This is a genomic window from Segatella oulorum F0390 (genome assembly GCF_000224615.1).
Taxonomy (GTDB): domain Bacteria; phylum Bacteroidota; class Bacteroidia; order Bacteroidales; family Bacteroidaceae; genus Prevotella; species Prevotella oulorum.
Map to the genome: position 1 here is coordinate 1,263,830 of NZ_JH114215.1, position 13,727 is coordinate 1,277,556.

General features: G+C 53.0%; 9 protein-coding genes. 6 read left to right on the forward strand and 3 right to left on the reverse strand.

Annotated features, from left to right (window positions below):
* The 3 genes from HMPREF9431_RS05410 to HMPREF9431_RS05420 all read left to right on the forward strand — a co-directional run.
* A partial coding sequence (locus HMPREF9431_RS05410; RefSeq protein ID WP_004380165.1) for a DUF6261 family protein occupies positions 1–808 on the forward strand: 808 nt, incomplete at its 5' end.
* Positions 809–1,412: 604 nt separating this feature from the next.
* Positions 1,413–4,643: a SusC/RagA family TonB-linked outer membrane protein gene (locus HMPREF9431_RS05415; protein WP_004380166.1), complete on the forward strand. Its 3,231-nt coding sequence runs from the start codon at positions 1,413–1,415 to the stop codon at positions 4,641–4,643.
* A 10-nt stretch (positions 4,644–4,653) separates the two neighbouring features.
* Positions 4,654–6,708 (forward strand): RagB/SusD family nutrient uptake outer membrane protein, encoded by a 2,055-nt coding sequence (locus HMPREF9431_RS05420; RefSeq protein ID WP_004380167.1) that lies wholly within the window; start codon positions 4,654–4,656, stop codon positions 6,706–6,708.
* A gap of 567 nt (positions 6,709–7,275) precedes the next feature.
* On the opposite strand, the gene HMPREF9431_RS05425 is transcribed toward HMPREF9431_RS05420, so the two are convergent.
* Both HMPREF9431_RS05425 and HMPREF9431_RS05430 read right to left on the reverse strand, forming a co-directional pair.
* A complete protein-coding gene (locus HMPREF9431_RS05425; protein WP_004380168.1) occupies positions 7,276–9,198 on the reverse strand; it encodes a heavy metal translocating P-type ATPase in 1,923 nt (640 codons plus the stop codon).
* A gap of 6 nt (positions 9,199–9,204) precedes the next feature.
* Positions 9,205–9,420, reverse strand: coding sequence for a heavy-metal-associated domain-containing protein (locus tag HMPREF9431_RS05430; RefSeq protein WP_004380169.1), 216 nt, complete (start codon positions 9,418–9,420; stop codon positions 9,205–9,207).
* Positions 9,421–9,621: 201 nt separating this feature from the next.
* On the opposite strand from HMPREF9431_RS05430, the gene HMPREF9431_RS05435 reads away from it, so the two are divergent.
* The 3 genes from HMPREF9431_RS05435 to HMPREF9431_RS05445 are packed head-to-tail and all read left to right on the forward strand — an operon-like array spanning position 9,622 to position 11,862.
* A complete protein-coding gene (locus HMPREF9431_RS05435; RefSeq protein ID WP_004380170.1) occupies positions 9,622–10,182 on the forward strand; it encodes a LemA family protein in 561 nt (186 codons plus the stop codon).
* Positions 10,183–10,186: 4 nt separating this feature from the next.
* Complete coding sequence (locus tag HMPREF9431_RS05440; protein WP_004380171.1) at positions 10,187–11,197, forward strand: M48 family metallopeptidase; 1,011 nt, start codon at positions 10,187–10,189, stop codon at positions 11,195–11,197.
* Complete coding sequence (locus HMPREF9431_RS05445) at positions 11,197–11,862, forward strand: GDSL-type esterase/lipase family protein (protein ID WP_004380172.1); 666 nt, start codon at positions 11,197–11,199, stop codon at positions 11,860–11,862. Before HMPREF9431_RS05440 ends, HMPREF9431_RS05445 begins: the two co-directional genes overlap by 1 nt.
* Here the strand turns inward: HMPREF9431_RS05445 and HMPREF9431_RS05450 are convergent.
* Positions 11,859–13,082, reverse strand: a complete 1,224-nt coding sequence (locus HMPREF9431_RS05450; RefSeq protein WP_004380173.1) for an anaerobic sulfatase-maturation protein — start codon at positions 13,080–13,082, stop codon at positions 11,859–11,861. The genes HMPREF9431_RS05445 and HMPREF9431_RS05450 overlap by 4 nt on opposite strands.
* Between the last annotated feature and the right edge of the window lie 645 nt (positions 13,083–13,727).

The window sequence follows — 13,727 nt, forward strand, 5'->3', positions numbered from 1 at the left end:
CCGGGAGACGGGACTGATTGAAAACCTTGTGACCGATTTGAAGAGTGCCGAATGCACAGCGGCGGTAACAAAGCTGAAGCTCGCGGCCGCCATCACACGGTTGGAGACGGCCAACACCGCTTTCGGCGACTGCTATCACAACCGTTACAAAAGCGGTAGGGCAGTGGACGATTTGAAGGAGTTGCGCGTCGCCACCGACGATGCCATCGACAAGGTGTTGCTGCGTGTGGTGGCATTGAACGAGTTGGATTCGAGCGAAGCCATCACGGCGCTTATTCAACATTATAACAACTATGTGCACGACCGTCACACGGTGATTAAACAGCATAAAAACAGCACTGCGCATGAGAATGCGGTGAGGGTTGAGCAGCAGCGCCAAATGCTGCTCCCGATGTTCGATGCGCTGGCCAAGCCGTTGGGCGTTGCTGCCGAAGCGGTGCATTATTCGGGCGAGAGCCGCGGTTCGGGTGCGAAGAAATGTTACCGACTGACGATTGATGGCCGCGCGAATGATGTTTGGGTGAAGGTGGTTCGCAAGAAGAAATTGGTGCAGGTGGCCGAGTCGGAAGTGCCGAAGTCGAAGAAAGGCGGGAAGAAGAATGGCGGCTCTGATAACGGCGGAAACGGTGGCGGTTCGGGTAATGGTGGTTCCGGTAACGGCGGAAACGGTGGCGGTTCCGGTAACGGTGGGTCTGGAAACGGCAGCCAAGGCAGCGGTTCAGGTAGTGGCAGCGGTTCGGGTAATCCCGGTGGAAATAAACCCGGTGGCAGTGGCCAAGGCGATGCTACGGTGACACCAAAGAAATAGCTTGCTTTAAAACAGAAGGGCATCATTTCGATGCCAGTTTGCATACACAACTTGTTTTAAAGAATGGGGGTGGGAGTGCGCGATGCATTTCCGCCCCCGATGTGTTGTGTGGGTAGTTGTATTCATTCATTTGCGTATGGAAACGCCGCTGCGCGGACGTTCGGGCGGGCACACAGGCGCCGCCCCTACGGTATCGTTTGGGCAGATTGCGCGTGGAATGGGTGATTTCGTTTGGATGGATTGTGTGTAAATGGTTATTTTGTTTGTGTGGGATGCGTGGAAAAATATGGTGGAGATTGGTAGGGGCGGAGCCTGTGTGCCCGCCCGTGTCGCCCAGCTACCGGCGAAGTGTTCCGTTGGTCCTTCTTTTTAAATTCTTTAGTAGAAAAGGCGAAAAAAACACAGAAATCGCTCTGATTTAATAAGTTTTAACAAAAAAAACAAATCTTACTTGCTCAACATACATTAACTTTGCCAGCACTTTAATCCTTCATCTGCACAGATCTTAGGAAACTAAGTACTTTTAACAAAACATTCAACGACCCATGAAGGGTCTATTTTTTTAGAGATTTAGAAACAAAGTAAAGAACTAAAATCTAAAGTAATGACGTACTTAAAACGTAACAAAAACAAAACGTTATTCGCCTTAGCATTGCTGGGCGCGAATGTAAGTCCTTCGATGGCCACAGCGGCGATGCCCGTGGCCATGGTACAACAGCAAAATGCCTGCAAAGGCGTTGTGCTCGACACTAACGGCGAACCCATCATTGGTGCCTCGATCACAGTGACGGTGAACGGCCAAAAGAAGGGCGGCATTACCGATTTGAACGGTAATTTCGACATCGCCGGAGTGAAGCCGGGTAGCACCTTAACCGTGTCGTACATTGGTTATACGACGCAGCGTGTGGTGTGGAACGGCAAGAACCTCACCGTGAACCTGCACGAAGATGCCGGCACGTTGGACGATGTAGTGGTTGTGGGCTATGGTAGCCAAAAGAAGGTGAACCTCACGGGCGCCGTATCGGTGGTGAACTCCAAAACCTTGGAGGCGCGTGCCGTTACGAGCGTTGCGCAGGCCTTGCAGGGTGCCGTACCCGGTTTGAACTTCAACGTGGGCAATGCCGGTGGCGCGCTCAATGGTAAGTTCAGCATGAACATCCGCGGAACGGGAACCATTGGCGGCGGCTCGAATGCAGCTCCCTTGGTACTCATCGACGGTTCGGAGGGCGACCTCTATTCGATTGCCCCCAACGACATCGAAAGCATTTCGGTGCTGAAAGATGCTTCGTCGAGCGCCATCTACGGTTCGCGTGCGGCTTTCGGTGTGATTTTGGTCACCACGAAGAGCGGTCGCGACGGTCGCATGAGCGTTTCTTACAACGGCAACATGCGGTTCTCAACGGCTACGCAAGTGCCCGAGATGCCCAACTCCTACGACTTTGCGCGCTATTGGAACGATGCTGCCACCAACAATGGTGAGGCTTTGCCCTTCAGCAACGACATGTTGGAGAAGATTAAAAACAACATCAACGGCACACCTAAACCCGGCGACGAGGTGCCCACCACGTGGCGCGGTTATGCTGCCAACGAGCCTTGGGGCATGTACAACAGTTCGTGGGCAAACACCGATTGGTTTAAGGAAATGTATCGCAAAGGCGTGCCTTCGCAAGAGCACAACATTGCGCTCAGCGGTGGTTCGAAGAATGTGAACTATTATCTCAGCGGTGCCCTGCTCAATCAACACGGTCTGATTCGCCATGGCGAGGACGTGATGAACCGTTATAACTTCACGGCGAAGGTGACGGCGCGGCTGAACGACTGGTTCTCGATTACCTATAATAATAAATGGAGCCGTGAGAACTATCATCGTCCCAGTTACATGACGGCCCTCTTCTTCCACAACATTGCACGTCGTTGGCCTACCAACCCCGTGTATGACCCTCACGGACATTATGTGCACGGCAACGAAATCCTGCAAATGGAGAACGGTGGTTTGGACAAAACGTCTACCGACAAAGTGTTTCAGCAGTTAGCACTCGAATTTACACCCATCAAGGGTTGGAAAATTCGCTTGGAAGGCAACTACAACACCACCAACTATCACAACCATTGGGACGTGCTACCCATTTACTACTACGACCCGAACAACCTGCCCGTGGCTGCAGCTTGGAGCGGTGACTACGCCGCCGGCAAATCGAACGTAGGCGAAGCGATGTCCAAAACCAACTATTTCAACGGCCGTTACTTCACCGAATATGCGTTTAAGCTCAACGAGAAGCACGATTTCAAGGCCGTGGCCGGTATGGATATGGAGTCGAATCGCTACACTTATCTCGGAGCATCGCGCGCCGACCTCATCACGCCTTTGGTACCGACATTGAACAATGCCACCAACAAAGTGGTGAATCCCAGTTTCAGCGACACGCAGTGGGCAACGATGGGTATCTTCGGTCGTGTGAACTATGCCTACGACAACCGCTATCTGGCCGAATTTTCTATTCGCCGCGACGGTTCGTCTCGTTTCATCGGCAACAAACGTTGGGGCGTATTCCCCTCGTTCTCGGCCGGTTGGAACATTGCCAACGAAGCCTTCTTCAAATCGCTGTCGAAAACCATTCAGGTGTTGAAGCTACGCGTTTCATGGGGTTCGTTGGGCAACACCAATATTAAACAACTCTACCCTTGGTTCTTAAATCAGCCGGTTTCGGCCGCATCATCGGGCTGGTTGCTCAATGGCGAGCGTCAGAATATTGCGAACGTGCCGGGCTTGGTTTCGCCTAACCTCACTTGGGAACGCATCCAATCGTGGAACATCGGTTTCGATTTCGGTGCATTCAACAACCGCTTGCAGGGTAACTTCGACTACTTCGTGCGCACCACCAAGAACATGGTAGGTCCCGCACCGGTGAAACCCTCAATCTTGGGTGCTAATCAACCCGCCGAAAACAACAGCGATATGCGCTCAAACGGTTGGGAACTGGAGGTAAAATGGCGCGACCAAATCGGCCAGGTGAACTATGGTGCGAGACTGGTTATGTCGGACGACTACCAGACCATCACTCGCTATTACAACCCCAACCACTTGCTTTCAGAATGGTATGAAGGCCAACGCATGGGCAACATTTGGGGCTATGAAGTGGAAGGCATCGCACAAACCGACCAGCAAATGAACGAATGGCTCGCCAACAACAAACCGTCTTGGGGCTCAAACTGGGCTGCCGGCGACGTGATGTATAAAGATTTGAATGGCGATAAGAAGGTGAACAACGGCAGTGCAACCTACGATGACCCGGGCGACTTGAGAAAAATCGGTAACACCACACCGCGCTATCGCTTCGGTATCACATTGGATGCAGCCTGGAAAGGCTTCGACTTCCTCATCTTCATGCAAGGCTTGCTCAAGCGCGACTTCTGGGATTCGTCTCCTTACAGCGTGGGTGCTAACGTAGGTTTGTGGCAGGCAGCTGCCTTTAAAGACCACTTAGACTATTGGCGTCCGGCCAACGACACCAACTTTGGTCCCAACCCCAACGCTTTCTATCCGCGTCCGTTGTTTGGCAGCGGCTCGAAGAACTTCCAAACCAGCGACCGCTATATGCAAAATGCCGCTTACATGCGCATCAAGAACATCCAGTTGGGCTATACGCTTCCTGCTGCACTCGTTCGAAAGATTGGTGCCAACAGAGTGCGCGTTTATTTCTCGGCTGAAAATCTCTGCACCTTCACCAAGATGAATAAGATTTTCGACCCCGAGGCAACGGGAGGCGACTGGGGCCCCGGAAAGCTCTATCCCTTGCAGCGCACGATTTCTTTCGGTTTAAATCTCAACTTCTAAAACAACTTCTATGAAACGTATATTCAAAAATATTTTCAGCGCAGGCTTATCGCTTTGCGGTGCAGCCTTATTGCTTGTTTCGTGTGACGATTTCTTAGATCGTCCGCCCCTTGACCAAATCTCTCCGGACAACTATTTCAAAACTGCCGACCAGTTGGGTAGCTTCACCTTTAACTATTACGGCACGATATTCCCAAATAACAGCGGTTGGTTTGCGGGTGTCGCTACCTTTGACGACGGCACCGACAACCAAGCTGCCGTGAATGGTAACCGCGGCATGTTCTTGCCCGACCAGTGGTTGGTGCCCACAGCGGGCGGAATTGGCTTCAATGCCATTCGCAATGTCAACAAGTTCATCAACGAGAGCGAGGCAAAAATTGCTGCTGGCCAAGTGACGGGCAGTACCAACGATATCAATCAGTATATGGGCGAAGCCTATTTCATTCGCGCCATGCTTTATTATTACAAGCTTCAGGCGTATGGCGACTTCCCCATCGAGTTAAACGAACTCAATATCGACAAAGACTTGGTGGCAGCCAGCAAGCGGCAACCACGCAACTTGGTGGCACGCCAAATCCTCTCAGACATGGATAAAGCCATCAGCAAGTTGCAAGTGTCGGTCAGCAACAAGTTGCGCATCAGCAAGAACACAGCCTTGGCCTTTAAGTCGCGCATGGCCCTTTATGAAGCCACGTTCGAGAAATATCATCGTGGCACAGGTCGCGTGCCGGGCGATGCCAACTGGCCAGGAAAGAACAAGGAGTGGAATAAGAATTTCACCATCAACCAGAACGACGAGGTGAACTTCTTCCTTGATCAGGCGATGGACGCAGCGAAGCGCGTTTGCGATGCCGTGCCTTTGAGCACACAAAACAGCCACGTGATGAATCCCGGCAACGTGGGTCAATATAACGGCTGGAATGCTTATTACGACATGTTTGCCAGCACCGACCTTTCAAAGGTTCCCGAAGTGCTGATGTGGCGCCAGTTCAATGCCGATTTGTCGGTAGCCCATCTCACATCGAACAAGCTCCGCACGGGCTCGGCCACAGGTTGGACACGCGGTTTGGTGGAGTCGTTCCTGATGAAAAACGGTCTGCCCATCTATGCCAGCGGCGCAGGCTATCATGGCGATGCCACCATCGACCAGGCCAAGCAAGACCGCGACGAGCGCTTGCAGCTGTTTGTCTTTGGCGAGTCTGACGTGTTGGCCATCGACCAGGCCAGCATCGATTTGGCCAACCGTGGCAAACCCATTGCACAGCACGTCAACAAGGTGAAGTATAACATCGGCAACATCATCACCAGCGCACAAGAGGAGAAAGACATCACGGGCTATCGCCAGCGCAAGTTCTACAACTATAACCCGGCCATGCAGTTGGGACAGAGCTTCTCGGATGTCTCGGGACAAATCCTCATCCGTGTGGAAGAAGCCATGCTCAACTACATTGAGGCCAGCTATCTGCGCAATGGCAACATCGATGCCACAGCCGATCAATATTGGACCGCGCTGCGCACCCGTGCCGGCATCACCGCACCCATCGCCACAACCATTGCCAACACCGACATGAGCTATGAGGCCAATGTCAACCGTCCATCCTATGACTGGGGGGCATTCTCGGCCGGCGTACCCGTCGACAAGACACTCTATTGCATTCGTCGTGAGCGTCGCTGCGAATTGGCCGGCGAGGGGTTCCGCGAAGACGACCTCATTCGTTGGGCAGCCTTAGACCAGGTGCACAATTACCAAATCGAGGGTGCCAACTTCTGGGATCAGATGCACACAAGCCCCGTGTTTATCAAAGATGGCAAGAGTCTGATTGTTGCTGACGGATCGGCAAAGGCTACGATGTCGGCGAAGAGCCTGTCGAAGTACATCCATCCCTATCAGATTAACAACAAATACAATCTCTACAACGGCTACACGTTCTACAAGGCTCACTATCTCTCGCCCTTCTCTGTGCAGGAGATGAAGCTCTGTTCGCCCGATGGAACCGTTGAGAACAGCAATCTGTATCAAAACATCTATTGGCCGACGACAGCCAATTCTCCCGCCGAACAATAATCGCAACGGCTTAATCTCATCATAACAAGAATGAAGGCGTGGCACTGCATAGCAACAGTGCCCGCCTTTTTTATTCTACGGCTCGATGACGGACAAACCGCAAAGCATTCCGCCGTTCGCACCTCTTTTGCCGACCTGACGTCAAGGTATGCCATCGTTCATGCCTCTTTTGCCGACCTGATTGCAAGTTATAGTCGCAAAAGAGGCTTCGACGATGCACTGCAAGCAATGTATAGTCGAAAACAAGGCTTCGACGATGCACTGCAAGCGATGTATAGTCGCAAACAAGGCTTCGACGGTGCACTGCAAGCAATGTATAGTCGAAAACAAGGCTTCGACAGTGCACTGCAAGCGATGTATAGTCGAAAACAAGGCTTCGACGGTGCACTGCAAGCGATGTATAGTCGAAAACAAGGCTTCGACGGTGCACTGCAAGCAATGTATAGTCGAAAACAAGGCTTCGACGATGCACTGCAAGCAATGTATAGTCGCAAACAAGGCTTCGACGGTGCACTGCAAGCGATGTATAGTCGAAAACAAGGCTTCGACGGCGATATGATCCGCGCGTTATGCCGCCACGAAACGCAAGCGCAGGCTGTTGAGCACCACACTCACACTCGAGAAGGCCATGAGCGCGCTGGCCCAAAGGGGCGTGATTTGCCAGTCGATGCCGAACGCATAGAGCACACCGGCAGCCAACGGAATGCAAACGAGGTTGTAGATGAAAGCCCAGAAAAGGTTTTGCGCAATCATCCGCACCGTGCGCTGGCTCAGGTCGAAGGCGCGGGGAATGTTGCGCAGGTCATCGCCCATGAGCGTCACTTGTGCCACGTCCATCGCCACATCGGTGCCTCGCCCAATGGCCATGCTCACGTCGGCCAAGGCCAGCGCCTGCGTGTCGTTGATGCCGTCACCAATCATGGCTACGGTGTGACCTTCGCGTTGCAACTGGCGCACAAGGTCCTCTTTGTCTTGCGGCAGCACCTTGCTTTGATAATGCTCGATGCCCGCTTTGTTGGCCCAATAGTGGGCAGCCTCCTCTTTGTCGCCACTCATCATGTAGACGGCAATGCCACGTTCCTGCAAGGCTTTCATGGCTTCGGCCGCATGGGGCTTCAGGGTTTCGCGCGCTTCTAAATCAAGGTTGTCGGCTTTGGTGAAGTCGATGGCTTGATTGGGCAGAGTGAGCGTGCCCGTCTTGTCAATCACGATGGCATCAACCTTGCGCATACGCTCCAAGGCGGTAGCATCCTTGATGAGCACTTGCAATTCGGCAGCCTTACCGATGCCCACCATCAGCGCCGTCGGCGTGGCCAATCCCATGGCACACGGGCAGGCAATGACCAGCACAGCGATGGCCGAAAGGATGGCCTGTGGCAGATGATCTACGCCGCCCGCAACGAGCCAGATGACGAAGGTGAGCAAGGCGATGGCCGTAACAACGGGCACAAACACGAGCGCCACCTTGTCAACGACGCGCTGCACAGGCGCTTTGCTGCTCTGGGCGGCTTGCACCATGCGGATGATTTGTGCCAAAGCGGTGTCTTCGCCAATCTGTTGTGCCTTCAACCGCAGCTTGCCTTGACTGGGGATGGTGCCTGCCAACACACGGCTTCCCACGCGCTTTTCGGCTGGAGTAGGCTCGCCCGTAATCATGCTCTCGTCGACATAGGCTGCATCGGCGGTCATAAAACTCTCGGCTTGCGTCACGATGCCATCGACAGGTATCTTCTCGCCCGCGCGCACCTCTAACACATCGCCCTTGGCAATGGTGGCGATGGGCACTTCGTCCACGTGGTCGCCATCCACCAAACGTGCCGTTTTGGGTTGCATTCCCATGAGGCGGCGGATGGAAGCAGCAGTGGCATCCTTGGCGCGTTCCTCTAATAGGCGACCCGTGAGCACAAAGGTGATAATCATCACGCTGGCATCGAAATAGGTGTGCCATGCGATTCCACGACTACCCCACAGCGCATCGCCCCAGAAAGTGTTGATGCAACTAAACACGAAGCTGATGCCGGTGGACAGCGCAACGAGCGTATCCATGTTGGCCGTGAGATGGTGCAACTGCTTAACGGCGTTGATAAAGAATTCGCGTCCGCAATACATGAAATTGGCCAATGCCAGCAACAAGGCCACTTGGTTGGCCATATCGCGGCTGCCAAGCGGCAACCAATGCATGGAAATCGCCATGACCGAGAGGGCAAAGAGCCACGAAAGCAACGTGCGCCGACGCAGCAACGTGTAGGCGCGCTGCTCGATTTCGGCCACACTGCGGTCGGCCTCGATTACCAAGTCGTAGCCGATGTCGTTCACGGCCTGCTTCATTTTCTCCAACGAAATGGTGGTGGGGTCATAGTCGATGAGCGCCGAACGTCCCGGCAACGACACCGAAGCCGAGTTGATGCCAGCCAAGGAGTTGAGCTTTTTCTCAACGTTGGCCGAGCAAGCCGAGCAGGCCATGCCCACCACAGGGATAGTTTTCTTCATGTGCGTTTACTCTAAAATCAATTCATAATGCCCTGCCTCGTCAACGGCCTTCTTGATGGCTTCGGCCGAAACCTTTGCAGCATCGAAATCAACGGCCACGTTGGCGGCATCCAAATGCGCCTCAGCCTTTTCTACACCCGGCAAAGCCTGGATAGCTTCTTCCACATGTGCTTTGCAGTGACTGCACTTCATTCCTTCAACTTTAAATGTTTTTGTTGTCATAATCAATTCTCCTTTGTTTTTAAATTTATCGTAGGCAAAGGTAGTGCTTTCCCGGATTGGCGCGTTATAAAATGATGGATAGTTGTTACAACATTCTGCCGCTGCGGCACAGGCTTTTTCCAAATATTTCTTAATAGCATGGAGATTGCCGCAGAATTTGTGGTATATTTGCACGCAAACTCATGCAAAAAACAAAGAATTATGACAGGAATTATTATTCTCATTGTCGTGGTGCTGTTGGCACTGTGGCTCATTTCGATTTACAATCGTTTGGTGAAGTTGCGGAATAACCGCGAGAATGCATTTGCTAACATCGACGTGCAGTTGAAGCAACGCCACGACCTTGTGCCGCAGTTGGTCGCAACGGTGAAGGGCTATGCCACACACGAGCGCGAATTGTTGGAGAAAGTGACGGAAGCACGTGCGCAAGCCATGGGCGCAACGACGATGGACGACAAGATAGCGGCCGAGAATTCACTCACCGCAGCCTTATCGGGTTTAAAAGTTTCGTTGGAGGCTTATCCTGATTTGAAAGCCAACCAAAACTTTTTGCAATTACAAAACGAGTTGGCCGACATCGAGAATAAGTTGGCTGCTGTGCGCCGCTTCTTCAATTCGGCAACGCGCGAATTGAACAACGCTGTGCAAACCTTCCCATCGAACCTCATTGCGGGCATGTTTGGTTTTAAAACCGAACCGATGTTTGAAATACCCACCGAGCAACGCGCCGAATTGGACAAAGCACCCGAAGTAAAGTTCTGAGCCGATGGAATATGTAGGCATGCAAACGCAAATCAGCCGCAACAACCGCCTGACGTGGCTGTTGCTGGCAATGTTTCCGCTCATCATTCTGGCTGTGGTGTGGGCGTTCTTGGCGGCGCTCCACTATTTTGAAGGTGGCTATTACGATGTCAACGGCGAATGGACGAGCACGCTCGACGTGGCCACTGTGAATGCCTATTTCGTGCAGGTGTTGCCGTGGGTAGTAGGCATCGTGGGCGTGTGGTTTGTCATTGCCTACTACAGCAACGCGTCGATGATTCAGCATGCCACAGGCGCACGACCCATTAGTCGGCAGGAAAATCCACGCTTGTATAACATTGTGGAGAACCTCTGCATGACCTGCAACATGGATATGCCGAAGATTAACGTGGTCGACGACCCGCAACTCAACGCATTTGCAAGCGGCATCAATGCAAAGAGCTACACGGTGACGGTGACAACGGGGCTGATGAATCTGCTCGATGACGACGAATTGGCCGGCGTCATCGGCCACGAGCTGACGCACATTCGCAACCACGACACGAAGCTGCTCATCGTGAGCATCGTGTTTGTGGGCATCATTTCAACCGTGATGTCGATGATAGTGCGCATCATCTATCATACATTTCTCTACGGAGGCCGCAGCAGCAGCCGCGGTAACAACGGGCGTGGCAACCGTGGTGCAGGCATCATCGTGGTGATGCTCATCGGTTTAGTGCTTTGCGCCATCGCCTATCTCTTCACGCTACTCACACGCTTTGCCATCTCACGCAAACGCGAATACATGGCCGACGCGGGTGGTGCTGAGCTGTGTGGCAATCCGTTGGCGTTGGCTTCGGCGCTGCGCAAGATTGAACACAACCCGGGATTAGATAACGTTTCGCGGCCCGACGTGGCACAGCTGTTCATCATCCAGCCCGACGAGATGAAGCAAGGCATCATGGGTTTCATGAATTCGCTCTTCAGCACGCACCCCGATACCGCGAAACGCATTGCCATTTTAGAACAATTTTAATGAAACAAACCGTTATGCGATGCCCCTTACGCTGGGCTATGGCGCTGTTGCTCTTCGTCGTGATGGGACGCGAAGCCGCCATGGCGCAGCCGCAATCGCCACGCAAAACAACGCCGCTGGTGGTGATGTTGGGCGACGAGCGCACCTCACAAGCGGGCAACTGGAATAAACTTTTGGGTTGGAAAGGGGTGCAAAATGCAGGCATGGCCGGCGAGACGCTTGCTGAGACGGGCGCACGCCTGAACACCATTTTGCAGCGCAAACCGCAAGCTATTTATGTGATGCTTGGCTGGCAGGAGGTGTGTGCAGGAGCATCGGCCGACGAAATCTTTGCCGCGTGCCAAACGCTGATTGACCGCATCTGGGCACACGCCGCCACGACGAAGCTGTATGTGCTGAGCCTGCTGCCCATCAACGAGCGGCTGACTGCCGACAAAAACTTGGTTGATAAGAGCGCGGTGGTGGCCGAAGTGAACCAAAAGTTGCGCCACTATTGCCAAACCAACCACATTGCCTACATCAACTTGTTCAAACAATTTGTGTTCCACGGCACCTACACGCTGCAAGATGCGCTCACCACCGACGGCGTGCATCTCACACCCATGGCCTACAAGCGTTGGGCTTTTTTCCTGAAAAAGTTCACCGCCACAGCCGAGCAATCTTAATCCCCTGGGGAAAACACCTGTTGCATGACATTGGCTGGCGCACGATGATGCGCCAGTTCGTTTTTCATGAAGTCCATATAGGGCGCCACATGCGCAAAGAACTGTCGATAGCCCGCACAAAGATAATTCAGGCCGGGCTGCCCATAACAATCGGTCAGGAAGCGGTTGCGCGGGCACTCCCCATGACAAGCAAACTCAAACCGGCACTCGCGGCACTGCCGTGGCAACTGCTCGTGCTTCAACCGCGCGAAGGCTTGCTGCTTTGTGCCATACATCATTTCGCAGAGCGTCTGGTGGTTGAGATTGCCCAACCGATGCTCGGGAAACACGAAATGGTCGCACGAATACACATCGCCGTTATACTCCATCACGCCGGCGTGGCCGCATTCCTTGGCCAACGTGCAGACACCTGGCGCCACGCCCACCCAGTTGGCCAAGGTGGCATCGAAAAGCTGAATGAAATAGTCGCCCACATCATGGTGCACCCACGCATCGAACAGCTGGCAAAGAAAGCGCCCCCACTGTTGCGGCGTAACCGAGAAATCGGTCAGCGTGCCGCCCATCTGTGTGCCAGCTGCCAGCGTGAGGCCGTCGTCACGCGTCACCATGCGCTCCACCACGGGCGTGAATTGGATGTAGTGGCAGTCGATGGATTTAAAAAAATCGTAGAAAGCCAACGGCTCTTCGGCATTGAGATGGTTGACCACGGCCAGCGCATTCCATTCCACCCCATGCTTGTTGAGCAAACGAATGCCGCGCATCACCTGCCCAAACGAGGGTCGCCCGGCGGCCGTGCGCCGATAGGCATCGTGGAAATCCTGCCCGCCATCGATGGACACGCCCACCAGAAAGTTGTTTTCTTTGAAAAACGCGCACCATTCATCGGTCAGCAACGTGCCATTGGTTTGAATGGTATTGTCGATTTGTCGCCCCTGCGCATAACGCTTTTGCAGCGCCAACGCCCGCCGATAAAACGAGATGGGGCGCATCAAAGGCTCGCCGCCATGCCAGGTGAAGAGAATTTGCGGCGTGAGTTGCGCCTCGATATACTGCTGGATGAAACGCTCGAGCAACGCGTCGCTCATCACGTGGTGCGTGGGCTCGGCATAAAGACCGCTCTTTTCTAAGTAATAACAATATTGGCAGCGCAGGTTGCAATGCGACCCAGCCGGCTTCACCATGACATACATGGGGCGTGAAAAAGGAGCTATCGTTGGCATCGAAGATGATTTTTTTAGTTGCCTACAAAGGTACGGCTTTTCGGTCGTCGCCAACACTTTTCGTTGTGGAAAAACACAGCGTCGGAATTTCCCGACGCCCATCTTTTTGATTTTTTGGGCTTGCGGAAAACTCCGACGCGCCATTTTAAGTTGATTTGGGGCTGCGGAATTTCCCGACGCGCCATTTTAAGTTGATTTGGGGCTGCGGAATTTCCCGACGACCCTTTTTAAGTTGATTTAGGCTTGCGGAAAACTCCGACGCGCCATTTTAAGTTGATTTAGGCTTGCGGAATTTCCCGACGCGCCATTTTAAGTTGATTTAGGCTTGCGGAATTTTCCGACGCCCCATTTTTTTGATTTTTAGCCCTGCTATTTTTCCAGCAGCCCCATTTTTTTCATTTTTGCCTTGACTTACGCGTAAGCAGCCCTTCTTTTTGATTTTTTGCCTCGACTTACGCGTAAGCAGACCATCTTTTTGTTTTTTGCCTCGACTTACGCGTAAGCAGCCCTTCTTTTTGATTTTTTGCCTCGACTTACGCGTAAGCAGCCCTGCTTTTTGATTTTTTGCCTCGACTTACGCGTAAGCAGCCCATTCTTTTTGTATTTTTCGCCGCGACTTACGCGTAAGCAACCCTTCTTTTTGTA

Coding starts and splice junctions, on each gene's coding strand:
- HMPREF9431_RS05415 (WP_004380166.1), top strand. CDS start 1,413: ATGACGTACTTAAAACGTAACAAAAACAAAACGTTATTCGCCTTAGCA.
- HMPREF9431_RS05420 (WP_004380167.1), top strand. CDS start 4,654: ATGAAACGTATATTCAAAAATATTTTCAGCGCAGGCTTATCGCTTTGC.
- HMPREF9431_RS05425 (WP_004380168.1), bottom strand. CDS start 9,198: ATGAAGAAAACTATCCCTGTGGTGGGCATGGCCTGCTCGGCTTGCTCG.
- HMPREF9431_RS05430 (WP_004380169.1), bottom strand. CDS start 9,420: ATGACAACAAAAACATTTAAAGTTGAAGGAATGAAGTGCAGTCACTGC.
- HMPREF9431_RS05435 (WP_004380170.1), top strand. CDS start 9,622: ATGACAGGAATTATTATTCTCATTGTCGTGGTGCTGTTGGCACTGTGG.
- HMPREF9431_RS05440 (WP_004380171.1), top strand. CDS start 10,187: ATGGAATATGTAGGCATGCAAACGCAAATCAGCCGCAACAACCGCCTG.
- HMPREF9431_RS05445 (WP_004380172.1), top strand. CDS start 11,197: ATGAAACAAACCGTTATGCGATGCCCCTTACGCTGGGCTATGGCGCTG.
- HMPREF9431_RS05450 (WP_004380173.1), bottom strand. CDS start 13,082: ATGCCAACGATAGCTCCTTTTTCACGCCCCATGTATGTCATGGTGAAG.